We start from the raw sequence: 22,231 nt of genomic DNA, 5'->3' as shown, positions 1-22,231 counted from the left end.
GGGAGTTAGCCCTTCGCTTCGACCAGGATCACCAGCGATTCCGGCACCACGCCATCGTAGACCATCGCGTCGGCGGCTTTCTGGCTCTGCATCATTGTCGCAAGGGCATCCATGTCCGGGACGTCCATCATCACCGCCACGCGTTTCGGATTCTGCGGATCGACGAACGTGCGGATGTTGGTGATCCCAAGGGCGCCGAAAAGCTCCTTGCGCTTGGGTGAACTGAGCCAGTGCTTGCTGTCTTTCGTGATGTTGTGATGGCCAATGACGGTTGGCATGGCATCCTCCCCAAGGTGAAGCCGGCGGTCGATATCGCCCGCCTGATGTGCGATCCACCTGTTCAGCCAGTCAGCGCCGTTTCCTTCGGGCTGTCAATTAGCTGTTGCTGATGGATGATCGGTGGGGGCTGTGGGGCTGCCGCCTTCGGAGCGCTCAAAGTTCTAGGCAAACCTTGCCGAAATGCTGTTGGGATTCGTAGTGCGTGAAGGCGGCGGCGATGTCCTGAAGCGCAAAACGGCGATCGACGACCGGTTTCACACGGTTGACATCTATCGCTCTGATCATGTCCTCCTGGTCGGCTCTGCTACCAATCGAAATCCCGCTGATGCGGATCTGGTTCGAAAACAAGGCCGGGATCGAGACATCAGCCGCAAAGCCGGTGAGGACGCCGATCAGGGCGATGTGGCCGCCCGTTCGGCAGGCCGCTATCGACTGCGTGAGCGTTGCGGGGCCGCCGACTTCGATGACGTGATCGACGCCGCGTCCGTCCGTCAAATCCCGGGCCTTTTGGCCCCAGTCCTTCACGGCCTTGTAGTTGATGACGGCGTCGGCTCCGAGGCGCGTGAGCCTTTCCAGCTTCTGCTCGTCGGAAGACGTGGCGATGACCCTGGCGCCGGCGGCTTTGGCAAATTGCAGCGCGAACAGCGATACGCTGCCCGTGCCGAGGACCAGCACCGTATCGCCGGGTTTCACCTTGCCGCACACAACCAGGCCGCGCCAGGCGGTGACCCCGGTGCAGGTGAGCGTAGCCGCCTCCACATGCGTGTAGCCCAATGGTGCCTTGGTGAAGGCCTGCGCCGGCATGCACACATACTCGCTGGCAAAGCCGTCAAAACTTTCTCCCGGTATGTCGCGCCTGGTGGCAGGCGTCATGTCACCGCCCAGCCACCAGGGGTAGAAGGTGCTGACGACGCTGTCTCCAGCTTTGAACGCATCGAGATTGTCGCCGACTTCGACCACCTCGCCCGCGCCATCGGACAGCGGAACGCGGCCATCGGCGAACGGCACCTTGCCTTGAACGACGAAATCGTCACGCAGGTTCAACGAGCAGGCCCGGATTCTGACCAGCACGTCACCCGGTCCTGGCTGGGGACGGTCTTCCTCGACCAGTTCGAGCTTGTCCAAGCCACCCGGCGCTCTCAGCCTGACCAGCCTCATTGCCGGACCGGCCGGCCGGACATCACCCTCAGCCAGGGCGCCAGATGGAAGGCACTCATCAGGAGATACATCACCGGCATGCTGTTCAACGGTGAGGCGTTCGCAGCCATGCATAGCATGGCCACGTCACCATTCTGAATGCAGGCGAACAGCGCCATCAGGGCGAAGGTCGGTGCCGCGGCAAGGCACAGCCAGTCGGCGAGGCCCAGAGAGGCAATATTTTCAGGGGTCTCGCTGCTGGTGCCAGAATGGGTATCGCTCATGGTCTTTTCCTTGATGGTCATGGCGGTGTCGAGACCAGGATTTGGGTTCCTCTCCCTCGCCAGAGGCGGGGGAGAGGTGGCCGCGAAGCGGACGGAGTGGGGGCTTTCGTAGGGCCCAGCCCCCACTCCGTCTCGGCTTCGCCGAGCCACCTCTCCCCCACTGCGTGAGGGAGAGGAAACCAAGCTGGATGAGCGTGCGCCACCCTTTCCCGACAGGTTACTACTGGCCGTCCTTGTCCCGGAATGCCGCTTCGCCGGCAGCCGACACTTCGGCCCATTTCTGGTCGGGCGCGGCGTCGTAATTGTCGTGCCAGTTCCACCAGCTGTAGAGCGGGGTCTGCGGATAGCCTTCGGGCGAGTCTTCCCAGATCTCCTGGCGGCCGAGCGGCGTTGCGTCGAGGTAGCTCCACACGGTGCCCATCGCCTCGTCGCCCCGGCTGTTGATAAAATAGGTGCGGAACACACGGTCGCCGTCATGGATGAAGACGTTGTGGCCGTGCCATTCGTCGACGCCGAAGTCCTTGTCGAAGCTGTCGGTGATGGTGTACCAGGGCATCTCCCAGCCCATCCGCTTCTTCAGCCGCGTAATGTCGGCCTGTGGTGCGCGCGAGGCGTAGGCAAGCGTGGTGTTGCGGGCGTTGAGATGGGCGAGATGGCCGACCTGGTCGGCGCCGAGCGAACAGCCGCGGCAGGCGTGATCGGGCCAGCCATGGACTCCCGGTTCGAAGAAGGCGCGGTAGACGATCAACTGGCGGCGGCCTTCGAACAAATCGAGCAGGCTCGCTTTGCCGTTCGGCCCCTCGAACACATAGGCCTTGTCCACTTCCATCCACGGCATGCGCCGGCGCTGGGCGGCCAGCGCGTCCTTGGCGCGCAGCGTCGCCTTCTCCTTCACCAGCAGCTCTTCGCGCGCGGCTTCCCACGCCTGCTGTGAAACGACTGGTGGGGTCTTCATTGCGGTGTGCTTGGTCATTGCTCGTCTCCTTTGTCAGTCTGTCGCGCCGTGGCGGCGTGTCGTTGCTTGCGGATCGTGAGGCAGGGTAGGGCGATGAAGTGCCGCGGTGGAGTTACAAGTGTGACGGGATTTGAATGGACAGGCCCGCCGCAGCAGGGGTGGCGTCCGGCGCGCTCGACCATGTCGTTCGTCGCGTGGAGGGGCAGATCGTCGGAGTCAGGCATTGTCTGTTTTTCCCTTGTGAGAAGCTTAATATCTTTGTCTGAGATGCTCAGGCTAGCCAATGCCCATATTGGCGTCAACGGCGGCTACGGCGCCTTCAGCCAGTCCTGATGGCTAGGTCATCATCCAAGTCATTGCCGTTTTCCCTAGTATGCTACCTGTTGCCGATACGGCTTGCTGGGGGGCGGTCATGACTTAAGTTAGGGCGTGGAATGCAGGGGTGGGAGTTACAAGTGTGACGGGATTTGAATGGACTCGCTGATCACGGCAGCGGCATTGGCGCTGGCCGCGGGCAATCCGCTCGGCGCGCTGGATCGTGTCGCCCTGCGCGAGGACGCGCCGGCGCTGGCCTTGCGCGGCATCGCGATGGCGCAGCTCGGCGACCTCGACCGCGCCAAGGCGCTGTTGCGCCGGGCCGCACGCGCCTTCGGCCCGAAAGAGGCGGTGGCGCGAGCCAGATGCGTCGTCGCCGAGGCGGAGATCGCGCTGGTCTCGCGGGACCTCGGCTGGCCCGCCAAGGTGCTGGATGCGGCGCGGGCGACGCTGGAAAGGCATGGCGATCGGCTGAACGCCGCGCATGCCGGCCACCTCAAGGTGCGGCGCCTGCTGTTGATTGGTCGCCTCGATGAGGCTGAAGACGTGCTGGCCGGGCTCGATCCGGCGCCGCTTCCGCCAGCCTCGAGAGCCGCGCACGAACTGGCCGTCGCCGGCATCGCGATGCGGCGCCTCAAGACAAGGGCTGCGCGCACCGCGCTGGAGTGGGCGCGCCACGCCGCTCGCCGGGCCGGCATCCCGGGGCTGATGGCCGAGGTCGACAACGCCTTCCTGGCGCTGGACGCGCCGGCGGCGCGGCTGATCGCGCGTGGCCAGCAGCGCCCCTTGCTGCTCGAGGAGGTCGAGGCGCTGCAGGCATCGCCGGCGCTGGTGGTCGATGCCTTGCGCCATCTCGTGCGCCAACAGGAAACCATGGTCTCGCTGGCAACGCGCCCGGTTTTGTTTGCGCTGGCGCGCACGCTAGCCGAAGCATGGCCGGCGGACGTGTCGCGGGCGACGCTCATCGCTCAGGCTTTTGGCGGCAGGCACGCCGATGAATCGCATCGGGCGCGATTGCGGGTCGAGATCGGCCGCCTGCGCGCCGAACTAGGCCCGCTTGCCGACATCAATGCCACCAGCCAAGGTTTTGCGCTGGCGTCGCGCCAGGCGCCCGAAGTGGTGGTGTTGGCACGGCCGATCGAGGAGCGGTACGCGGCGGTGCTGGCCTTGCTTGCCGATGGTGAATCCTGGGCGAGTTCGGCACTGGCGCTGGCGCTTGGTACCGGCCAGCGCAGCGTGCAGCGGGCGCTGGAGCAACTTGGCGAGGCCGGCAAGGTGCAGTCGTTCGGGCACGGGCGGGCGCGCCGCTGGATGACGCCGCCGGTGGCCGGATTCACGACGACCTTGTTACTCCCGGCACCGCTGCCGAACGGTTAGAGCATGATCCCCGAAAATGCCCGATCATCTCAGTGAGGATAACGACATGAAACATTCAGCGGCCGAAATTCTGCGCGAATACGGACCCTTTCCGGGCGTCGACACCGTGCACGGGGTAAGCTTCGACGGGCGCAACGTCTGGTTTGCCTCCGGTGAGAAACTGAATGCCTTCGATCCGGAAAGCGGGCAGGCGCTGCGCTCGATCGATGTCGCCGCGCACGCTGGCACCGCCTATGACGGCCGACATTTCTTCCAGCTTGCCGGGGATCGCATCCAGAAGATCGACCCCGACACCGGGGAGGTGCTGGCATCCATTCCAGCGCCCGGCGGCGGACGCGACTCCGGGCTCACCTGGGCCGAAGGAACGCTTTGGGTGGGCCAGTACCGGGAGCGCAGGATTCACCAGATCGATCCCGAGACCGGGGCAATCCTGCGCACCATCGAATCCAACCGCTTCGTCACTGGGGTGACGTGGGTCGACGGCGAACTGTGGCACGCCACTTGGGAGGGTGAGCAGAGCGACCTGCGCCGCGTCGACCCGCAAACCGGCAAGGTTCTGGAGAAGCTCGACATGCCGGCCGGCATGGGCGTCTCGGGGCTGGAATCCGATGGCGGCGACCGCCTCTTCTGCGGCAGCATATCCGCCGGGGTGGTGAGAGCGGTACGCCGGCCGAGGTGAGCTCAATCAGAGATCAGGACTAGAGGCCGCACACCAGGCAAATTTGACCGCTGTCGACTGGTCGTTGCTCCCTGTCGAACCTAGATAGGGCATGCGCCGGGCGGACCGCCCGGATCATCTTTTGCAAAGGACCTGCCATGCCTGAACAGATACCGTTGAACGACGGCTCCGCCATTCCCCAGCTCGGACTTGGCGTGTGGCAAGTCGACCAGGATATCACCGCGCAGGTGGTGGGTTGGGGGATCGAGGCCGGCTATCGTCTGATCGACACCGCCGAGGGCTATCGGAACGAGGATGGGGTCGGAGAGGCGATCCGCAGCGCCGGCGTGCCGAGAGGCGAGCTGTTCATCACCTCCAAGCTGCGCAACGGCGCACACCAGCGCGATGCGGCGCTGCGCGCCTTCGACGAGACGATGGAGAAGCTCGGCATCGAGCAACTCGAGCTGTTCCTGATCCACTGGCCGGTGCCTAGCCAGGACAAATATGTCGAGGCGTGGAAGACGCTGGTCGAACTCAGGCAGGCCGGCCGCATCAAGTCGATCGGCGTTTCGAATTTCAACCAGGACCATCTGGAGCGGATCATCGGCGAGACCGGCGTGACGCCAGTGGTCAACCAGATCGAGCTGCATCCCCAGTTCCAGCAGCGCGGCATCAGGGACTTCCATGCCAGCCATGACATCCGCATCGAGAGCTGGAGCCCGCTGGGCAGCGGTCGGCTGCTGGGCGACCCGACCATCGCGGGCATCGCCAGGAAGCATGACAAGTCCGCGGCGCAGGCGATCATCCGCTGGCACCTTCAGGAAGGGCTGATCGTCATTCCAAAGTCGATCCGCAGGGATCGCATCGCAGCCAATTTCGATGTCTTTGATTTCGAGCTGGATGCGCAGGACCTGCAGGCGATCCGGGGCATGGATTCGCCAAACGGCCGCACCGGCCCAAACCCCGCCACGGCGTCGTTCCTTTTCTGAAGGGAGAGGGGCGCTCGCCCCTCAAGACTACTCGATGGGCCGGGCGCCAGCCAGATAGCGATCGTTGTCAAAGGGCTCGGCTCGATTGCTTTGCATATCCCAGAGTTGTCGATGGGTCGCCGGCAGGTCGCCCAGATAGACATGAAGCGCGCCCGACCGTGCGCTGCCGGTGTTGGCGACCGAATGCACAGCATGTGGAGGCAGGTGCAGCACGGTGGGCGCGGTGGAGTCCTGCCGTTGGGGAGCATCGAGCTTGCTGGCGGCATCGGGATAGATGAAGTTCGTCTCGCCACCCCTGTAGATGCCGATCAACGCGTCCATCAGGTGGTTGTGCGGCGGGTACTGCAGGCCGGGCGACAGCGTGATGTGATAGATCGTCAAATTCCGGCTTGCATGGAGAAGCACCTCGTCGTCTTCTTCTTCATGCACGAGCACCCCCAATGCGTGAAGACGGTTCACATGATCGCCCAGCACCCCCCTTATTCGTGCGAGGGGATCGGGACTTCCGGCGGCGTTGACGATAGCATCCACAACCGCGTAGAGAGGCGAGCCAGCCGGAACAGCCATTGCCGTTATCCCTTTGAGATGATCAAATGATTGATCTGAGATGCTCAAGGCTACTCAAAGTCGATGGCGGCGTCAACCGGATCGCCAGAACGGAACAAGCATGACTCGTCGTGATTTGACTGCCGCATCGACGAAACCGGCACTGTCCGCCGGCACGGCCGCAGTGCCGTCGACCGCCGACCTGCTGCGCAGCGAGCAGGCGTACGAGCAGGTGAAGAGCGACATCGTCGCCTGCGTGCTGCGCCCTGGTGAAACGCTGACGGAAAAGCAGATTGGCGATCGATATCTGATCAGAAAGGCGACGATCCGCGCGGCGCTGACCCGGCTGATGCAGGAGGGATTGGTCAGGAGCGAGCCGCGCCGTGGCTACGTCATCACGCCGCTGACGCTGCGCGATGTCACCGAGATCTTCGATGTCCGCAGTCTGATCGAGCCGGAAGTGTTCAGGGTGGCTGCGTCGGGCCTCACCGAGCGGGGACTCGAAGATGTCAGGCAGGCGGCGAGGAAGGTGCTGAAGCCGGAGACGCTGCGCAGTCACGTTGCATTCCTTGCAGCGGATCGCGCCTTCCGTCTTGCCTTGGCGGAGCTATCCGGAAATTCACGCCTGGCGCAGCTGCTGGGCCAGATACTCGACCAGTCGGAGAGGGCTCTCCACCTCGGATTCAGGTCGCGCGACTTCACGCAGCTGATCATTGGTCAGCAGAAGGACCTGGTTCATGCCTGCGAGGCAAGCGACGTTTCCGGCATCGTCAAACTTGCCCGCTCGCAGTGCCTCAATCTCAAGAAGCAGGTGCTCGAAGCCCTGCTGGCGGGCGCCAAGCTCCGGGAAGCCAACCTGCAAGACTTCGCTTGATCACCTAAGGCTTCGCGCCTTAAATCCCCGAGCCGTCGAGCTGCTGGGCGTCGTCACCCTCCCAGGGGGCCGGCATGGAAGCGCGGCTGAGATTGGCTGTCGGCAGTGGCATCCAGCATTTCAGTTCCGGTTCGGCGTATTCGACGACGCGCCCCGGCGAGGAGTCCGACGCGCGCCAGCCTTCGCTGGCGAACTGGTCGGCGCGCGACCAATAGGCGAGGTCGACTTCCGCCGGCCCCTGTTCGGACGGGCGAACCGTGACCAGGATGCGGCTGCCATCCCTCGGCGCCGTCGACATGTGGCGCCACCGTTCGGGCTCGTCCATCGCTTTTCCTCCTCGCACTTCCAGCGTCGGGGAAGTGTCGCCTCGCGCTCCGGGGCGGTCAACCCAAAGTTTGCGCCAGCGGGCGAGTCTCGACGATGTCGGGACTTGGCGGGATCAGGCGAGGTTGGCGACCGACATATACTGCGAGAGGGAACTTGAAAACGTCGGTCGCCAGGGGGCGGTTGGGACGCACCACGTTGGGGACGCGATGCAAGGTCAGGCTAAGCGGATGCGGCGCGTCTTCAATCGGAACGCCGGCACATGGTGAACAGGTGGTTACTATCCACAGGGTTCCCTTGTTGTCGATGATCCGGAGACGGTCCTTGGCCTGTGCGCAACACGGCGCGGGCGGCCATGCGCGCTCGACGGGCTGTGATCGGGTTGATAAGCCCGTCTGCGAAAGGAGCGCCTGAGTCGAGATGACCGTTGCGATCGAGATGGGACACACGACCGCAGGCGCCGCGGCGACGCTCGATCTCGAGGAGCTGCTGGCGACGCGCCTTTTGGTGCAGGGCAATTCGGGCTCCGGCAAATCGCATCTCTTGCGGCGGCTGCTGGAGCAGAGCGCCCCCTGGGTGCAGCAGACCATCATAGACCCCGAAGGCGACTTCGTGTCGCTGGGCGACCGTTTCGGCCATCTGGTGATCGATGCCGAGGAGCATACCGAGCGCGGCTTGCAAAGCGCCGGCGAGCGGGCGCGTATCCACCGCGTCTCCACCGTGCTCAATCTCGAGGGGCTCGACGCCGAATCCGATGCTGGTGGTGGTGGACGAAGCGCAGCTGTTCGCACCGGCGGTGGCCGGCGAAGTTTCGGACGAGGCGCGCAAACTCTCGCTCGGCGCCATGACCAATTTGATGTGCCGTGGCCGCAAACGCGGGCTTGCCGGCATCATCGCCACCCAGCGGCTGGCCAAGCTCGCCAAGAATGTCGCCGCCGAGGCGTCCAATTTCCTCATGGGTCGCACCTTCCTCGATATCGACATGGCGCGCGCCGCCGACCTTTTGGGCATGGAGCGGCGCCAGGCGGAGGCGTTTCGCGACCTGGAACGCGGCCAGTTCATGGCGCTCGGCCCGGCCCTGTCACGCCGGCCGCTCGGCCTGCGCATCGGTCCGACCGACACCAGTCCGCGCAACGGCACGCCGCGCCTGATGCCGCTGCCGGAAGCAGCGCTGGAGGACGCACGCGCCATCATCCTGGCAGCGCCGCCGCCCGAGACGGTGCGGCCGCAGCGCCGGTCGTCGCCGGACCTGCTCGATCAACTGATGGCGGCGAAGTCGGCGGCACTCGAAATCCGCCCAGAGCCGGTGGAGCCGCAAATCAGCGCCGAGGACCTGGCCGAGCGCCGCGAGCGGGTGGACCGTGTGCTGCGCGCCATCCTAGCGCAGCCCGATGCAGGCTTCCGTGTCATCGGCGTGCTCTATCAGGAGTTCGTGGTGCGCTGCCGCATCGAGGGCCTTGCCTCGGTCGTGCCCGACCTGCCGGAGTTCCGCCGCATGTTGACGCGCGCCCGCGCCGGGCTCGGCTCCGACATGGCAGCAGGGGATGATGCCTGGCAGGACGTCTCGGTGCGCGCCTCGCTTTTGCCCGATGACATGCAGGGCGTGTTCATGATGATCGCCAGGGCGGCGAAGGAGGGCTGGCCTTGCCCGAGCGACGCCGCGATCGCCCGCGCCTATGGCTCCCACTCGCTGCGCCGTGCCCGGCGTCTCCTCACCTATATCGAGGAGCAGGGCCTCATCGTCTGCCAGCTCGACGGGGTAGGCCGGCGTACCGTGACGCTGGTCGAACTCGCCTGGGCAACGGCCCCGGGCGACCCCAACGCCGAGGAGGCGGAGCAGGGGAGCCTGGCGGTGTGAGGGCCGCGTCAGTCGCCGGCAGCCGCTGATCACACCTGTCCGGAACTATGCGCCTCATACTTGATGTCTCGGTTTCGAGCGCCAATGTCGTTCAAAAGCCGCCATTTCGCATACGCCCGCTGGCATTTTCCTGGCGAGAGTATGACCGCACCTTAACGTAGCGAGACGTCAAGATGCGGCCGATCTGGATGAGGTTCAGAAGCACAAAGAAGACATTCCAGCCGACCACGTTCATGAGCGGTGCCGGCTGGCTGTAGAAATACACGGCGAGACAGATTGCTGCTGCAGTCGTTAGAATCCGCAGCCGCAATATATCCAACGTGAAGTAAGCGACCACATACATGATGTTCGCCATGTTTATAAGAATTTCCATTTTCCAATTCCATCTATTGCGAGCGTTCAAATGCGATCGTGCTTCAGATGCTCTCGAACGGCATAAGAGATTGCATCGCGTCGAAGGCCTATGTCCTTCAGGGTATGGTCTGGCAGAGCGCGCAAAGCCCTCTCGGTTCTGCGAGCCTTCAGCCCAATCGAAACATGCTTGAGGTAGTGAAACATTGTTTTCTCCACTTGCTAGGATTCGAGGCGCTGGTAGGTGGGCAGGCCGCCTCCAAGCGCCGTCTGTTCATTGCCGGTTGGTTGCGTGATGCTGCCCCACGCTGATGACGTGAGGCAACAAACGGACTCCGTCAGGCGGCCGCTGTTGAAATCGGATCGTTTTGAAGGATGACAGTGTCGGCCACCGGGTAGAATTCCTCTCCCGGCATGCCGACGCGCTTGGCGTGATCCCGGATGGCCTCGCCGTCTTTCGCTTCGTAGATGCAGAAGGTGCCGATGCGCCCATCGGGTTCATTCACCACGTAACTGCGGATCCAGCGGACCTGGCCCGGCATCTGTTCCTTGGCGACCTTTGCTGATTTCGCGCCGGCGGCTTCGAGTTCCTGCAGAGATTCCCATGCGCTAGGGCGACGGATGACATAGAGGTTCATGATTTTCCCTTTCGCTATCGCGCCAACTCATCGGCGCTGCTGATTGCCATGCGTGTCTGCATGACGGGGAAAAATTACCTCCTGAGGGGACTGACCGTCCTTATCTCAACCTTATCCTTGGCTGATCTTCGCCCTGGCTCGGCGGCAAGAGCTGATCCGTAGCTCATTGCGGCAGGCAAGTGAGCGACGTTCAGGTGATGAGCTCTTGCCTGGGACCATTGATGAGCGATTGGCTATCGGGCAAAAGGCTGTGGCGAAGCAGTTCGGCTTCTTGGTCCAGGCGCTGCGATCCCAGGTGACGGGCCGATCTTTCTGCCGCTGTGATCTCTACTTTCGCGCCGCTGACGTCGCCCAAACTGAGCAGAGCTCTTGCCAACTGCAGGCGAATCCTCGCTGCATGATAATCGACGCCGGCGCTTGTCCAGAGTTGCCGGGCCAATAGCAGAAGGCGATTTTTGTTCGGGTCGTCTGGCTTGCAGAGTGCAGCCTTTGTTTCGGCTATCAGCGCCTGCGTCGCTGGTTGTCGCCAGCGTTGTGGCTGCGCATCGATTTCGGCGAGATAGATTGATGCCTGGTTCGAGCGTCCGCCGCGTGCTGCAATGCAGGCTGCATTGACCAACAGGTTTCCACGCCGCTGAAGATGGAACCATGACCCCCCTTGTAAGACACGGTCAATTGCAGCGAGCGCACCTTCCAAGTCGCCGGTTTCGAACAATAGCAAGGCATTGCCCGGTTCCGCGTCCCAGCCGAGTGCATAGGCCTGATCGTAGTCAACTCGCGCCGACGCGAGATCGCCGATCATGGCGAAGATATCGCCACGGACCCGAAAGCCCTCGCCAAGCGACCAAGATTCCTCTGCAGAAAGTTTAGGAAGCGCCTCATTTATGCAAGCCAGGGCCTCAGGCAAAATCTGTTGCGCCGCAGCCACTTCGGCACGATGAAGATCACAAGCTCCTGATGTTTGGGCAAAGCTTGCGGTGCACCAGCTTTCAAAACCTTCACTCCACTGGCGAGCACGAGACCAATCGGCGAAAGTCCTGCAACTCCAGAGGATGTTGCAATAGGCCAAGCTACCGGTGATCGGGTCCACCTGACTCGACAACGCGATCGCCGCCGCATGGTTTTGCTGCTCGTTGCCCTCCTCGATCTTGCCAAGCGCCAGATTGTAAAATCCTTTGTAGGTCAGGGTCAGGGCTCGCAGGCCAGGGTCGTCGCAATGTTCAGCTATCGAGTGGGCGGCTGAAGCCAATCGAAGCGCTTCCTCCGGGCGGCCGGCTGAGGATGCAAGACGTGACTTCATCCACAGCAGATACGATTCCGTGCTCGCGTCCTTGGACTGAGAAAGAAGCGAAGCAGCACGTTCCAGCCATCCCTCCGCAACGGCAGCCGCTCCCCGTTCGGCTTGGATCTTGGCCAGTGTCACAGCGGATCTGGCGGCGCGCGCCGAATCTCCAGCCTCGATATGAGCAGCAACGGCGCGGGTCAGCACAGGGATCGCCTCGGTCGGCCGCCCTCCGCATTCAACGACCAAAGCCCAAAGATCGACATCGGCCGGAGAGAGAGCTTCAATATCCGCAAGACCTGCGAAGAGCTTTGCGGCCGCGCTCCAATCACGTGCCGCCGCTAGCCTGCGAGCCTGCGCAAGGTTGTCATCCCCCGCGAACGTGGCAGGCCGCACGTAGCCCAGTCCTGGCTCATCGATTGCGAAGCGATAGCCGTGGCGGACGTAGCTGTGTATTGCGTCCTGCAATCCGCCTGCTGCAAGCGCCTTGCGTGTAAGGCTAACCACCCGCTGAAGCGAAGCTTCTGTCACAATGACATCCGGCCAAAGAGCGTCCATCAACTCCTCTTTGGGTACAACTCTGCCTGCGTTGCGAACCAGGTACACGAGCAAGTCAAAGACAAGCGGCTGGATTTTCTGCCCAACGCCCTCAAGGGACAGTCTGCGGGCAGCTTCATCAAGTTCGAATTGTCCAAACGAATGGTGCATCGCCGTTTTCCGATGCTGCAGTCTACCTTATCGGTCTCAGATATGGGAGCGGCCCCGTTCTAGTTGATGGCAGCCCGACTCGCCCAGGACAAGCGGCAAATCAGGCCCGGAGCCGCCACATTCGCACACGACCTGTGCCCCGCAATTCCGTTTCCTCGAGTGGGTCGCAAGCGAAATCTGGTCCAAGCAGTGTGTGAGTTGCATCCGAAATACGGATTTCATCGGGCTCGGCGGACGTTTGAATCCGTGCGGCGAGATTGACGGTGTCGCCCCACAGGTCATAGGCAAACCGCTTTTTGCCTATGACGCCGGCGACGATCGGTCCTGAGTGAATCCCAATTCTCAGTCTTAGCGGTTCTCCTGCGAAGCGTTCGCGCCGACCCGCCTCGCGCAGTTCAAGTGCGTAGTGCGCAAGGGCTTCCGCATGATCGGATCGCGCGGCGGGCAGGCCGGCGACCACCATCACACAATCGCCGATTGTCTTGATCTTTTCGCAGCCATATCGTTCCGAGAGCTGATCCGCCACTTTGAAGAAGTAATTCAAGATAGCGAGCGTCGTCACGGCTCCGACGCTGCGCGCTCTTTCCGTAAAACCGACGATGTCGGCAAAAAGCACACTCACCTCTGCGTGGTTGTCCGCAATCTGTTCGTGCGCCTTTAGCCGCTCCGCGATCGACGCCGGAAGAATGTTGAGGAGCAGGGTTTCGGCGCGCTGGTATTCACGCGACAATCCCTCCTGGCTCTCCCTCAACGCCTCGTTCGTCGATCGTAATTTCTCGTTGAGTTGACGCTCCCTCTCTTGCAGGAGCGTCATTTCATAAGCCTTCTGTTGAAGCCGCTGCCTGCTGTCGCGTTCGGCGGTGGCGTCAAGAACGAGCAGCCACACGCAGTCATCGTCAGCAAAAAGATGAAGGTCCGCGACACGCCCGCCGGGCAGTTCGACCATGGCCATATGAAATGGAAGCTCCGGACAAGGCAGCAAGCCTTCCATGAATTCAAGCTGGTCGCTAACTGGTTTGCCAATGCGAAGTGATGAGAGCCCGTAGTGTTTAAGGTTGCCGCCCTTCGCAGCGATGCAAAGGTCTGCGTCAATTTTCAGATATGCGACAGAGTGCTCACGGTAGAAGAAGTTGAAAATCCAGCTTCTGACTTCTCTTGGCAATCCATGCATGGTCTATTCAGTGACCATCGAAGCAAGCTGACGAAACGCATCGTCGACACATTCACCCGAAAGCGCGCTTGTGAGATAGATTTGCCATCCAAGCTGCCTCAGTCCGTCAATCTCACTATCCGGTATTGCCCACCGATCGGCCAGATCGGATTTGTTGAACAGCAATACGAACGGCATAGGCCCGAATTCGGCCTCAACCCGCTCGCGCAGCGTGAGCGCCACGGCAAGAGTGGCGGCGCGGGTTCCATCGACGACAAGCACGAGCCCGGTCGCACCTCGCACATAGCTGACTCGGAATGAGCCGATATCGTCTTCGCCGGCCAAATCCCACAAAATCAGATCCACGGTTTTGTCCGCGAGTACGACACTCTTCTTGTCGATTTTCACTCCCACCGTGGTCAAGTAAGTTTCCGAAAAGATGCTTTGCACGAACCTGCGCACCAGGCTCGTCTTTCCGACGGCGAACCCGCCCAACATGCAGATCTTTTTTTGCAGCATCGTGGGCCCCGCCCTAGTCCAGGTTTACCGTAACCGAAACCCGGCGATTGGTGGAGCTACCAGTTTGAATATTTTCAGGCACCAACGGCTCAAAAGTTCCCGCGCCTCGAACCAGCAGCAGTTCCGGAGGGACGCCGCGCTTGTTGAGAAGCGCGCGAACTGTCTCGGCGCGGGCGGCGCTGATCGACGCGTTGGCCGTCTCACGGCCAGTGGCGTCCGAATGCCCGGTTAACATGAACCGCGCTGTTACGCCTGACTTGCGGGCATTCTGGGCGAATTCCTTGATTTGATCCGCCAACCTGTCGAGAACCGGCACCTGCTCTGGTCCCGGCACAACTTTGCCGGAAGAGAAGAAAATATCGGTCGTCTGGATGGCTTCTCTCAAATAATTAAGTTCTGCAAGGTTCAGCTCACGCAGCTGCGAGACATCCAGAACCACTCCGTCCGCCGAAAGTTGCTCGGAGGCGGCCTGCGCCCGGGTGATCCAGGCGGCTGGAGCCTCACCCACGACAACGATGCGGCCCTGGACGATCGAAACCTGAACCGATTTCGGCGGGGTCAGCGACGCCGTCAGCCGCTTCACCACGAACTTCGGATCAAGGCTCTGATAGAATTGCCACTGTGAATGAACGCGGGCAGGATCAACCTCCGTTCCGGACAGCAGAGCTTGCGGGTCGGCGGCAAGCGGGTCTCTTAGGCCGGAAATGTAGAAATGTCCGCCCCTCGCCGTTTGTTGGGCGACGATGATTCCCGGTTGGGCCTCAAGTCGCGACACATAATATTGCCAGTGCTCTGCCGCGCGTGCTTCGGGGCTCACATCACGGACCTTGGAGATGTCGAATTCCGGTCCGCCTGCCGAAAGCTGTCGGGCTGCTGCGCGCGCCTTATCTATCCAGGTGTCGGGAGCCTCACCCTCGGCAACGATGCGATCATTGACGATTGAAAGTCGCACTGTATCCGGCGGATACAGCGACGCTGTCAGCCGCTTCAACACGAACTTCGGCTCAAGGCTCTGATAGAATTGCCACTGCGAATGAACCCGGGCGGGATCGACCTGCGTTCCGGACAACAGCGACAGCGGGTCGGCGCCAAGCGGGTCTCTGAGGCCGGCAATATAGAATTGGCCGCCGCGTATCTTTTGTTCTGAAACGATGATGCCCGGCTGGGTCTCCAGTCGCGACACATAGGCCTGCCAGCGCTCCGCCTCGCGTGCTTCGGGGCTAACATCACGAACCCCGGAGATATCGAAGACCGGTCCGCCTGCCGAAAGCTGCTGGGCGGCGGCCTTCGCCCGGTTGATCCACGTGTCGGGAGCCTCACCCTCGGCAACGATGCGATCATTGACGATCGAAAGCCGTACCGAATCCGGCGGAGCCAGCGACGCCGTCAGGCGCTTCAACACGAACTCCGGCTCAAGGCTCTGATAGAATTGCCACTGCGAATGAACCCGGGCGGGATCGACCTGCGTTCCTGACAACAGCGACTGCGGGTCGGCGGCAAGCGGGTCTCTCAGGCCGGCAATATAGAATTGGCCATCGCGTATCTTCTGATCTGCAACGATGATGCCCGGCTGGGCCCCCAGCCGCGACACATAGGCCTGCCAGCGCTCCGCCGCGCGTGCTTCGGGGCTAACATCACGAACCTTGGAGATGTCGAATTCCGGCCCGCCTGCCGAAAGCTGCTGGGCGGCGGCCCGTGCCCGGTCGATCCACGTGTCGGGAGCCTCACCCTCGGCAACGATGCGACCGTTGACGATTGAAAGTCGTACTGTATCCGGCGGGGCCAGCGACGCCGCCAGCCGCTTCAACACGAACTCCGGCTCAAGGCTCTGATAGAATTGCCACTGCGAATGAATGCGAGCGGGATCGACCTGCGTTCCGGACAACAGCGACTGGGGGTCGGCGGCAAGCGGGTCTCTCAGGCCGGCAATATAGAATTGGCCGCCGCGCATCTGGTGTTCCGCAACGATGATGCCCGGCTGGGTCTCCAGTCGCGACACATAGGCCTGCCAGCGCTGCCCGGCTTGCCAGGAAAGAAAGAACCAACCGCCTGCCGGTACCAAAACCAGCAGGACTGCAGCCACCACCAGCCACGGAAATCCCTCGTTTGAATCCTCGTGCTTCAGTTCAACACAGGTCTGTAGCTGCGCCTCTACGCCGGCCCACTGCGAACTGTCGCCGTCAAACTGCTCTAGAGCTTCTGAGCTCTCATCGTGGATGCGAAGCAGTACGTCGCGAATTATTTCATGTAATTCCTCTGGCGGATTTCCGCGGATCACCGCAACCAAGGTCGCAAACGGTCCAACTTCCGACCAAAGACGAAGCTCCCCGAAACGGATAGTGTCCAGTCCGCTCTGTTCTTTCTCGTTGAATGAGTCTTTTACAAAATCTTGAATTGCACTAAGCATCGAAGAAATTAGTTGAGGGTCTTCGCTCGTTGCATTTTCGGCGGCTACATGTGTAATCAAAAGCCCGGAATTACGGTTAATGAGAAAGACATGCTCTACTTGATAGGATAGGGAGTGTTTAAGGACAACTTCTGAGAAGCTCGTTCCTGTCCTCCAAGCTTCAAATCTCCATTTAAGTCCATGCCAGGTAAATATATGCCTCAAAGATTCATTAAGCGACTGAAAGGTCTGGTCGATCTTTTCGCCGATCGACTTGCGAATAGCCGGCAGAAACACCGGGTATAATATATCCGTCAGCGTGCGCGGGTTCTTCTGGATGGACCGTCGCACGGCCCGCTCAACAACTGGCGCAAAGGCCTCGCCGAGTTGCGCATGAGACGCCGATGCGGCTGCGCTAGGGAGAACGTCCCCCACTGCGGCCGCAAGCTGCTCGGGTTCGTCGAGCAGGTGCGTAACGCGTGAAAGCTCAGAGATTTCGCGGCCGACCAGCAGCTCGCGAAGTGTGTCCATGCGATGATCGGCGGCTGGAACGTCGAAATGCGCATGATTGTCCGGATCGACGTTTCGGGCAATTTCGACCAACAGCCTAGCCAGAGCCTCGCGATCAATCTCGGTATCGTTCGAGGCTGTACTTTGAGGAAGGTTGACTGGGTCGACGGTTGACGTCAAATTCCGATCAACTCACTTTCCAGCTGCGTTCCGAGTTGTTCTTGTTACCGACCGGATCCTGATTCAGACATTTTGCAACCTCGACAAACAGGCCAGCCAAAAGATTTCGGTCGGTCTTGACGTTGCTGAGATCGGAGAACATTTTCTCCATGATCATCTGAACGGTTTCATTCTTTTGCTTGATATCCTCACGCAGCGAATGATCATTTCGATTCATCCGATCCGCAACATCGCGCTCAAGCTCGCTCAATTGATCCGACAACGCACGCACCTGCTTTTCAAGTGCCTGATTTTGCTCGCGAAGGTTCCGGTCAATCTCCTTGTCGGCCTCGGCTCGTGCGTCTTTTTCGTTCCGCAATTGCGCCGCAAGCGATTCGACCTGCTTCTTTGCATTTGACTCGTACATTTCGAGATTGCGCTTGGCCTCGGATTCGACATCCTTGAAACGCTGCAAGAACCGTTCTTCAAGCTTGGAAAACCGGCGGTCATAGTCCTGCATCTGGTTGCCGAACAACAGATCGCGTATCTTGTCGACACCTACAGCGTCGCCGGAGCCTCCGCCCTCGCGCGCCTGGGCCGCCATGAAGTTCAGCCCGTTACCCTCTGCATTACCCATCAGATTTACGTCCGCTTTAACTGCTGGAGAAGCGGCATTCGCAGATTCCTTGGCCATCTTTTTGCCCCAATTGCCATAGTGCAAAACTCGGAAACAGATAAATATGTCAGTAAATTAGCCAGGCCGCAAGCTGGAATCTTCCTAGCTTAAGCCGATCCCAGTGCCCCTTTTTTGCCTCTTGGACCAGCAACAAAGGCACGAGTTCCGATTGGTGTCACTCTTGTATTTCTTTGTAGTGGCGGCCAAAGCCGGCTAAGCCAATCGCCCGTTGGACGAAATCTACTTGCCAAGGGAGTGAGACAAAGTCGGCTATAGCTGCTGGAGCGCAAATAAGCTTCAAAGAGTCTTTCGATCCATCGCAGATCGCTGACCTGTCGGTGCACATACTGCCTCACATCCAGGTGTATACTGCGACCATCGGATTGCGATGCGGGCCCAAAGCTGGAAGGAAGGGTCTTCTTTAGGGACGGAGAATGGCTGTTCGAAAATGCCGGGGGACAGCGACCGTTGTCGGCGCAAACCTGCCTCTTGCCTCTGTGGCCGAAACGCGGCGTGACGTGGACATTCGGTACCGCGCCCACGCCCTACCGCTCCTCCACGATCCGCAAATACGCCGCCGTCACGAACAGCACGATCAGCCCGAACAAGATCCGCCTTGCCCCTTCCGGCATTTGCAGGATGGTCAGCAGCGTCGTCAGCACGGTGAGGATCAGTGCGCCGATGATGGTGCCGGTGTAGCCGCCGCGGCCGCCGAAGATCGAGGTGCCGCCGATCACTGCTGCCGCCACCGAAGGCAGCACCAGCGGTTCGGCGAGCGACAGGGAGGGGGCCTTGATCAGGCCGATATAGAGCAGGCCGGTGATGCCGGCGAGCACGCTCGAGATGACGTAGAGCGCGGTGATGACCTGCCAGTATCGCACGCCGGAGAGGCGGGTCGCGCGCTCATTGTCGCCGACGGCGTAGAGCAGGCGGCCGAAGCCGGTGCGGCTGAGCGTGAAGACGATGAGTGCGGCCAGCGGCACGAACAGCAGCAGCGCGTTGGGAATGCCGTAAGTCAGGCCGGTGCCGAGCCATGCAAGGAAGTCGGGGATCCTGGCGCCCGACGCGATCACCGTGCGCTGGTAGACCTGCAGGCAGCCGGTGCCGATCAGGCTGGTGCCCAGCGTCATGATCAGCGGATGGACGCGGAAGACGCCGACGCCGATGCCGTTGACGAGGCCGATCAGCACCGCCGGCATCATCGCCAGCGCGAAGGCCACCGCCGGGTCCTGGTTGACGATTTGCGTGGCCATGATGAAGGCGCTCATCGTCGCCACAGTGCCGATCGAGAGGTCGATGCCGCCGGTCAGCATGGTCATGGTCTGGCAGCCGGCGAGGATCGCCAAGGGAATGGCGAATTTGATGGTGTTGGCGATCCAGCGCTCGTTGACGATGCCGGGGCGCAGGATCTGCAGGATCACTACCAGGATGACGAGCAAGATGATCAGCGGGATCAGCGGCCGGTCGGCCATGAAGCGCTTTACGCGGCGGCCGAAGGGGACAGGTTGGGGAGAGATCGCGGTTGTGCTCATGACGCTCGTGCTCGCGATTGGTTTCGCCCGATGTTGGTTCGGTTGACGGGAGGGGAGAGTGCTCCACGACGCCCCATTTCATGCCCGCTCATGACTGCCGGCTCCGCATGGTGATGAAGGCGCCGAACATCACCACGGCGACCATGATGGCGCCTTCGATGATGGCGGTGACGTTGGGGTCGATGGCAAGCAGCGTCAGGTCGGTGCGCACCAGCCGCAGCACGAAGACGGCGACGATGGGGCCGAGGAGGCCGCCCTTGCCGCCGCCGAGTGCGACGCCCCCGAGAACCACCGCCGCGACGCTGGCGAGCAGATAGGGGCCGGGAATGGGCGCGCCGATGCCGGTGCTCATGGTCAGCGCCAGCCCGCCAAAAGCGGCGAACAGGCCCGACAGCGCATAAGCGATGATGCGGGTGCGTGCCACCGGCACGCCACTGCGGAACGCCGCCAGTTCGCTCGAGCCGATGGCGTAGATGGAGAGGCCGAGGCGGGAGCGCCTGAGCGGTATCCAGATGATGCAGAGGCAGACGATGAGCAGCAGCAAAGCCTTGGGCAGCCAGGCATCGATGCCGTCGGGCAGGCCGGGTATCGGCACCGTGCCCGAGATCAGCGCCTTCAGCCATTCGGCCGCCGCACCGCCCGGCGCATCGAGCACCAAAAGGGCAGCGCCTTGCAGCACGAACAAAGTGGCCAACGTGACGACGATGTCGGGCACCCGGGTGACGACGATCAGCATTCCGTTGATGGCGCCGAGCACGAAACCCGTGGCGAGCACGAAGGGTACCACGAACAGCGCGTATTCTTCGCTGGCGCCGTTCATCATCGAGGCGGCGGTGACGCTGGTCAGCGCCATCATGGCGGCGACCGACAGGTCGATGCCGCCGGCGATGACGACGACGGTCTGGGCGGCGACGGCGAAGGCGTAAGGCAGCACGGCGCGCACGAGCGAGCCGAAATCGCCGCTGCCATAGGCCGGCTGGATCAGTTTTGTGATGATGAACAGGACGACGAAGAGGACGAACAGGCCGGCAACCCAACCCTGGCGGCGCAGGAAATGGCTCATGGCGTCGCCCCCGGCGTGTTCGAATCCGAGGAACTCGTGCTCTCCGGGGAAGAAGAGTGGGGGTCGGCCAGAATGCCGATGTCGGCCTTGGCGCCGCGCGGCAGGCCGTAGGCGGCGCGCATCAGCGCCGGCTCGTCGGCCTCCTCGACCGCGAAGATGTCGACGACGCGGCCGCCGAAGATCACGATGACGCGGTCGCAGACACGCTGCACCTCCTCCAGTTCGGAGGTGTAGAACAGCACCGACTTGCCGTGGCCGGCGACCTCTCGCAGCAGTTTGTAGATCTCCTGCTTGGTGCCGACATCGATGCCGCGCGTCGGGTCGAAGCACAGCAGGGTCCGTGTGTCGGCGGCGATCCATCGGGCGATGGTCACCTTCTGCTGGTTGCCGCCGGAGAGACGCTGCACTTCCCCTTGCGCGCGGGTGTCGATCTGCAGCCTCTCGATGGCGCTGACCACCTTGGCGCGCTCCTGGCGCATGGCAATCGGCCCCCAGTTGCGCAGGGCGGCGCTGAAGGGCAGCGCGATGTTCTCGCGCACCGAGCGCTGCATGGCCAGCGCCTCGGCGCGGTCGCCTGGCACATAGGCGAGGCCGGCGCGGATGGCGTCGATCGGGTGGGAGAATTTCGCCGGCCGGCCGTCGACTTCGATGGTGCCGCCCGATGGCCGGATCGAGCCGGCAAGGGCGGCGAACAGCTCGTCCTGGCCCTGGCCCTCGAGCGCGACGACGCCGGCGACCTCGCCATCGGCGAGGTCGAAGGAGACGTCGTTGAGCTTGGTGCCGACGCGCAGGTTGCGCACGGCCAGCCGCGAGCGGGCAGGGGCGACTGCGGCCTTCTGGCTGGCGCTGCGGGCGGCGACATGGGTCTTGACGATGCGGGTGCCGAGCATCAGCTCGACGATCTTTTCCTCGACGCCGGGCACGATGTCGACGACGCCGACGGTCTCGCCGTCGCGCAGCACGGTGGCGCGGTCGCAAAGTGCCGAGATCTCGACGAAGCGATGCGAGATGAAGATCACCGCGCGGCCGCTGTCGCCCTGGCGGCGCACCACTTCCAACACCTTTTCGGCAAGGTTGGCGGGCAGCGCCGCGGTCATCTCGTCAAGCAGCAGCACGTCGGGCTCGACGGCCAGCGCCCGCGCGAGGTCGAGCACGCGCAGCACGGCGAGCGGAATGTCGCGGGCTGTGTCGCGGATATCGAGATCGGGAATGCCGAGTTCGCGCACCCAGGCGCGGAACGGCTCGACCGGCGTGCCGGTCAGCCTGAGATTGGACAGCACGTCGAGATCGGGGATCAGCGACGGCTCCTGGTAGACGGGTAAAAGGCCGGCGCGGCGGGCGGCGGCGGGCGAGCGTATGTCGCGGGCCTCGCCACGGATCAGGATACGCCCGGCATTGGCAGGAATAGCGCCGGTCAGGATCTTCACCAGCGTCGACTTGCCGGCGCCGTTGGCGCCCATCAGCGCGTGCACCTCGCCCGGCAGCACCGAAAGCGATGCGTTGCGCAGCGCGGCAACGGCGCCGTAATTCTTGGCGACGCCGGTGGCGTCGAGGAGCGGGTTGCTGGTCAAATCGTGTGGTTCTCGGGTTGCGTGCTCGGATCACTGCGAATGTCAGCGCCGCCCCTCACTGTCCTGCCGGACATCTCTCCCCGTTAACGG

21 protein-coding genes and 1 pseudogene are annotated in these 22,231 nt (G+C 62.3%); 5 read left to right on the top strand and 17 right to left on the bottom strand.

The window, feature by feature from the left end:
- Positions 1–5: 5 nt before the first annotated feature.
- The 4 genes from AC0ZT5_RS06960 to AC0ZT5_RS06945 all read right to left on the bottom strand — a co-directional run bounded on the left by AC0ZT5_RS06960 (position 6) and on the right by AC0ZT5_RS06945 (position 2,673).
- On the bottom strand, positions 6–278 hold the full coding sequence (locus AC0ZT5_RS06960; RefSeq protein WP_488495813.1) for a hypothetical protein: 273 nt from the start codon (positions 276–278) through the stop codon (positions 6–8).
- A 154-nt stretch (positions 279–432) separates the two neighbouring features.
- A complete protein-coding gene (locus AC0ZT5_RS06955; protein WP_488495812.1) occupies positions 433–1,437 on the bottom strand; it encodes a zinc-dependent alcohol dehydrogenase family protein in 1,005 nt (334 codons plus the stop codon).
- A complete protein-coding gene (locus AC0ZT5_RS06950) occupies positions 1,434–1,700 on the bottom strand; it encodes a hypothetical protein (RefSeq protein ID WP_488496100.1) in 267 nt (88 codons plus the stop codon). Before AC0ZT5_RS06950 ends, AC0ZT5_RS06955 begins: the two co-directional genes overlap by 4 nt.
- Before the next feature lie 220 nt (positions 1,701–1,920).
- Positions 1,921–2,673, bottom strand: a complete 753-nt coding sequence (locus tag AC0ZT5_RS06945) for a DUF899 domain-containing protein (protein ID WP_488495811.1) — start codon at positions 2,671–2,673, stop codon at positions 1,921–1,923.
- Positions 2,674–3,126: 453 nt separating this feature from the next.
- Between AC0ZT5_RS06945 and AC0ZT5_RS06940 the strand changes: the two genes are divergently transcribed.
- The 3 genes from AC0ZT5_RS06940 to AC0ZT5_RS06930 all read left to right on the top strand — a co-directional run bounded on the left by AC0ZT5_RS06940 (position 3,127) and on the right by AC0ZT5_RS06930 (position 5,994).
- Complete coding sequence (locus AC0ZT5_RS06940) at positions 3,127–4,347, top strand: helix-turn-helix domain-containing protein (protein ID WP_488495810.1); 1,221 nt, start codon at positions 3,127–3,129, stop codon at positions 4,345–4,347.
- 46 nt (positions 4,348–4,393) lie between these two features.
- On the top strand, positions 4,394–5,026 hold the full coding sequence (locus tag AC0ZT5_RS06935) for a Vgb family protein (RefSeq protein ID WP_488496099.1): 633 nt from the start codon (positions 4,394–4,396) through the stop codon (positions 5,024–5,026).
- Positions 5,027–5,163: 137 nt separating this feature from the next.
- Positions 5,164–5,994: an aldo/keto reductase gene (locus AC0ZT5_RS06930; protein WP_488495809.1), complete on the top strand. Its 831-nt coding sequence runs from the start codon at positions 5,164–5,166 to the stop codon at positions 5,992–5,994.
- 27 nt (positions 5,995–6,021) lie between these two features.
- On the opposite strand, the gene AC0ZT5_RS06925 is transcribed toward AC0ZT5_RS06930, so the two are convergent.
- Positions 6,022–6,609 carry an autotransporter gene (locus AC0ZT5_RS06925; RefSeq protein ID WP_488495808.1) on the bottom strand — a complete coding sequence of 196 codons (588 nt, stop codon included), beginning with the start codon at positions 6,607–6,609 and terminating at the stop codon, positions 6,022–6,024.
- A gap of 52 nt (positions 6,610–6,661) precedes the next feature.
- Between AC0ZT5_RS06925 and AC0ZT5_RS06920 the strand changes: the two genes are divergently transcribed.
- The gene (locus AC0ZT5_RS06920) at positions 6,662–7,414 is read left to right on the top strand and encodes a GntR family transcriptional regulator (RefSeq protein ID WP_488495807.1); all 753 of its coding nucleotides are present in this window, start codon (positions 6,662–6,664) and stop codon (positions 7,412–7,414) included.
- Between the two features lie 19 nt (positions 7,415–7,433).
- Here AC0ZT5_RS06920 and AC0ZT5_RS06915 read toward each other — a convergent pair whose 3' ends face one another.
- Complete coding sequence (locus tag AC0ZT5_RS06915) at positions 7,434–7,739, bottom strand: hypothetical protein (RefSeq protein ID WP_095091288.1); 306 nt, start codon at positions 7,737–7,739, stop codon at positions 7,434–7,436.
- Positions 7,740–8,158: 419 nt separating this feature from the next.
- Here AC0ZT5_RS06915 and AC0ZT5_RS06910 point away from each other — a divergent pair.
- Positions 8,159–9,596, top strand: a pseudogene (locus AC0ZT5_RS06910) (helicase HerA domain-containing protein).
- 91 nt (positions 9,597–9,687) lie between these two features.
- Here AC0ZT5_RS06910 and AC0ZT5_RS06905 read toward each other — a convergent pair.
- The 11 genes from AC0ZT5_RS06905 to AC0ZT5_RS06855 all read right to left on the bottom strand — a co-directional run bounded on the left by AC0ZT5_RS06905 (position 9,688) and on the right by AC0ZT5_RS06855 (position 22,141).
- Complete coding sequence (locus tag AC0ZT5_RS06905; protein WP_477283249.1) at positions 9,688–9,969, bottom strand: hypothetical protein; 282 nt, start codon at positions 9,967–9,969, stop codon at positions 9,688–9,690.
- Between the two features lie 26 nt (positions 9,970–9,995).
- Positions 9,996–10,154: a DUF1127 domain-containing protein gene (locus tag AC0ZT5_RS06900; protein WP_488495806.1), complete on the bottom strand. Its 159-nt coding sequence runs from the start codon at positions 10,152–10,154 to the stop codon at positions 9,996–9,998.
- A 131-nt stretch (positions 10,155–10,285) separates the two neighbouring features.
- Positions 10,286–10,585: a DUF4242 domain-containing protein gene (locus AC0ZT5_RS06895; protein WP_488495805.1), complete on the bottom strand. Its 300-nt coding sequence runs from the start codon at positions 10,583–10,585 to the stop codon at positions 10,286–10,288.
- Between the two features lie 190 nt (positions 10,586–10,775).
- The gene (locus AC0ZT5_RS06890; RefSeq protein WP_488495804.1) at positions 10,776–12,575 is read right to left on the bottom strand and encodes a winged helix-turn-helix domain-containing protein; all 1,800 of its coding nucleotides are present in this window, start codon (positions 12,573–12,575) and stop codon (positions 10,776–10,778) included.
- 100 nt (positions 12,576–12,675) lie between these two features.
- On the bottom strand, positions 12,676–13,746 hold the full coding sequence (locus AC0ZT5_RS06885) for an adenylate/guanylate cyclase domain-containing protein (protein WP_488495803.1): 1,071 nt from the start codon (positions 13,744–13,746) through the stop codon (positions 12,676–12,678).
- Positions 13,747–13,749: 3 nt separating this feature from the next.
- Positions 13,750–14,244, bottom strand: coding sequence for a Rab family GTPase (locus AC0ZT5_RS06880; protein ID WP_477226802.1), 495 nt, complete (start codon positions 14,242–14,244; stop codon positions 13,750–13,752).
- Between the two features lie 13 nt (positions 14,245–14,257).
- A complete protein-coding gene (locus AC0ZT5_RS06875) occupies positions 14,258–17,233 on the bottom strand; it encodes an OmpA family protein (protein ID WP_488495802.1) in 2,976 nt (991 codons plus the stop codon).
- A gap of 94 nt (positions 17,234–17,327) precedes the next feature.
- Positions 17,328–17,993: a hypothetical protein gene (locus AC0ZT5_RS06870; protein WP_095091773.1), complete on the bottom strand. Its 666-nt coding sequence runs from the start codon at positions 17,991–17,993 to the stop codon at positions 17,328–17,330.
- A 527-nt stretch (positions 17,994–18,520) separates the two neighbouring features.
- Entirely contained in the window at positions 18,521–19,507 is a 987-nt protein-coding gene (locus tag AC0ZT5_RS06865) for an ABC transporter permease (protein WP_488495801.1), read from the bottom strand.
- Between the two features lie 88 nt (positions 19,508–19,595).
- On the bottom strand, positions 19,596–20,570 hold the full coding sequence (locus tag AC0ZT5_RS06860; protein ID WP_488495800.1) for an ABC transporter permease: 975 nt from the start codon (positions 20,568–20,570) through the stop codon (positions 19,596–19,598).
- Positions 20,567–22,141: a sugar ABC transporter ATP-binding protein gene (locus tag AC0ZT5_RS06855; RefSeq protein WP_488495799.1), complete on the bottom strand. Its 1,575-nt coding sequence runs from the start codon at positions 22,139–22,141 to the stop codon at positions 20,567–20,569. Before AC0ZT5_RS06855 ends, AC0ZT5_RS06860 begins: the two co-directional genes overlap by 4 nt.
- Positions 22,142–22,231 lie beyond the last annotated feature (90 nt).

Source organism: Mesorhizobium sp. CNPSo 4670 (assembly GCF_057784235.1).
The sequence above is the reverse complement of the archived record's forward strand: the minus strand, read 5'-3'. Positions and strand labels throughout refer to the sequence as shown.

Coding starts and splice junctions, on each gene's coding strand:
- AC0ZT5_RS06955 (WP_488495812.1), bottom strand. CDS start 1,437: ATGAGGCTGGTCAGGCTGAGAGCGCCGGGTGGCTTGGACAAGCTCGAA.
- AC0ZT5_RS06945 (WP_488495811.1), bottom strand. CDS start 2,673: ATGACCAAGCACACCGCAATGAAGACCCCACCAGTCGTTTCACAGCAG.
- AC0ZT5_RS06870 (WP_095091773.1), bottom strand. CDS start 17,993: ATGGCCAAGGAATCTGCGAATGCCGCTTCTCCAGCAGTTAAAGCGGAC.
- AC0ZT5_RS06930 (WP_488495809.1), top strand. CDS start 5,164: ATGCCTGAACAGATACCGTTGAACGACGGCTCCGCCATTCCCCAGCTC.
- AC0ZT5_RS06905 (WP_477283249.1), bottom strand. CDS start 9,969: ATGGAAATTCTTATAAACATGGCGAACATCATGTATGTGGTCGCTTAC.
- AC0ZT5_RS06935 (WP_488496099.1), top strand. CDS start 4,394: ATGAAACATTCAGCGGCCGAAATTCTGCGCGAATACGGACCCTTTCCG.
- AC0ZT5_RS06950 (WP_488496100.1), bottom strand. CDS start 1,700: ATGAGCGATACCCATTCTGGCACCAGCAGCGAGACCCCTGAAAATATT.
- AC0ZT5_RS06890 (WP_488495804.1), bottom strand. CDS start 12,575: ATGCACCATTCGTTTGGACAATTCGAACTTGATGAAGCTGCCCGCAGA.
- AC0ZT5_RS06960 (WP_488495813.1), bottom strand. CDS start 278: ATGCCAACCGTCATTGGCCATCACAACATCACGAAAGACAGCAAGCAC.
- AC0ZT5_RS06885 (WP_488495803.1), bottom strand. CDS start 13,746: ATGCATGGATTGCCAAGAGAAGTCAGAAGCTGGATTTTCAACTTCTTC.
- AC0ZT5_RS06865 (WP_488495801.1), bottom strand. CDS start 19,507: ATGAGCACAACCGCGATCTCTCCCCAACCTGTCCCCTTCGGCCGCCGC.
- AC0ZT5_RS06900 (WP_488495806.1), bottom strand. CDS start 10,154: ATGTTTCACTACCTCAAGCATGTTTCGATTGGGCTGAAGGCTCGCAGA.
- AC0ZT5_RS06880 (WP_477226802.1), bottom strand. CDS start 14,244: ATGCTGCAAAAAAAGATCTGCATGTTGGGCGGGTTCGCCGTCGGAAAG.
- AC0ZT5_RS06895 (WP_488495805.1), bottom strand. CDS start 10,585: ATGAACCTCTATGTCATCCGTCGCCCTAGCGCATGGGAATCTCTGCAG.
- AC0ZT5_RS06940 (WP_488495810.1), top strand. CDS start 3,127: ATGGACTCGCTGATCACGGCAGCGGCATTGGCGCTGGCCGCGGGCAAT.
- AC0ZT5_RS06915 (WP_095091288.1), bottom strand. CDS start 7,739: ATGGACGAGCCCGAACGGTGGCGCCACATGTCGACGGCGCCGAGGGAT.
- AC0ZT5_RS06860 (WP_488495800.1), bottom strand. CDS start 20,570: ATGAGCCATTTCCTGCGCCGCCAGGGTTGGGTTGCCGGCCTGTTCGTC.
- AC0ZT5_RS06920 (WP_488495807.1), top strand. CDS start 6,662: ATGACTCGTCGTGATTTGACTGCCGCATCGACGAAACCGGCACTGTCC.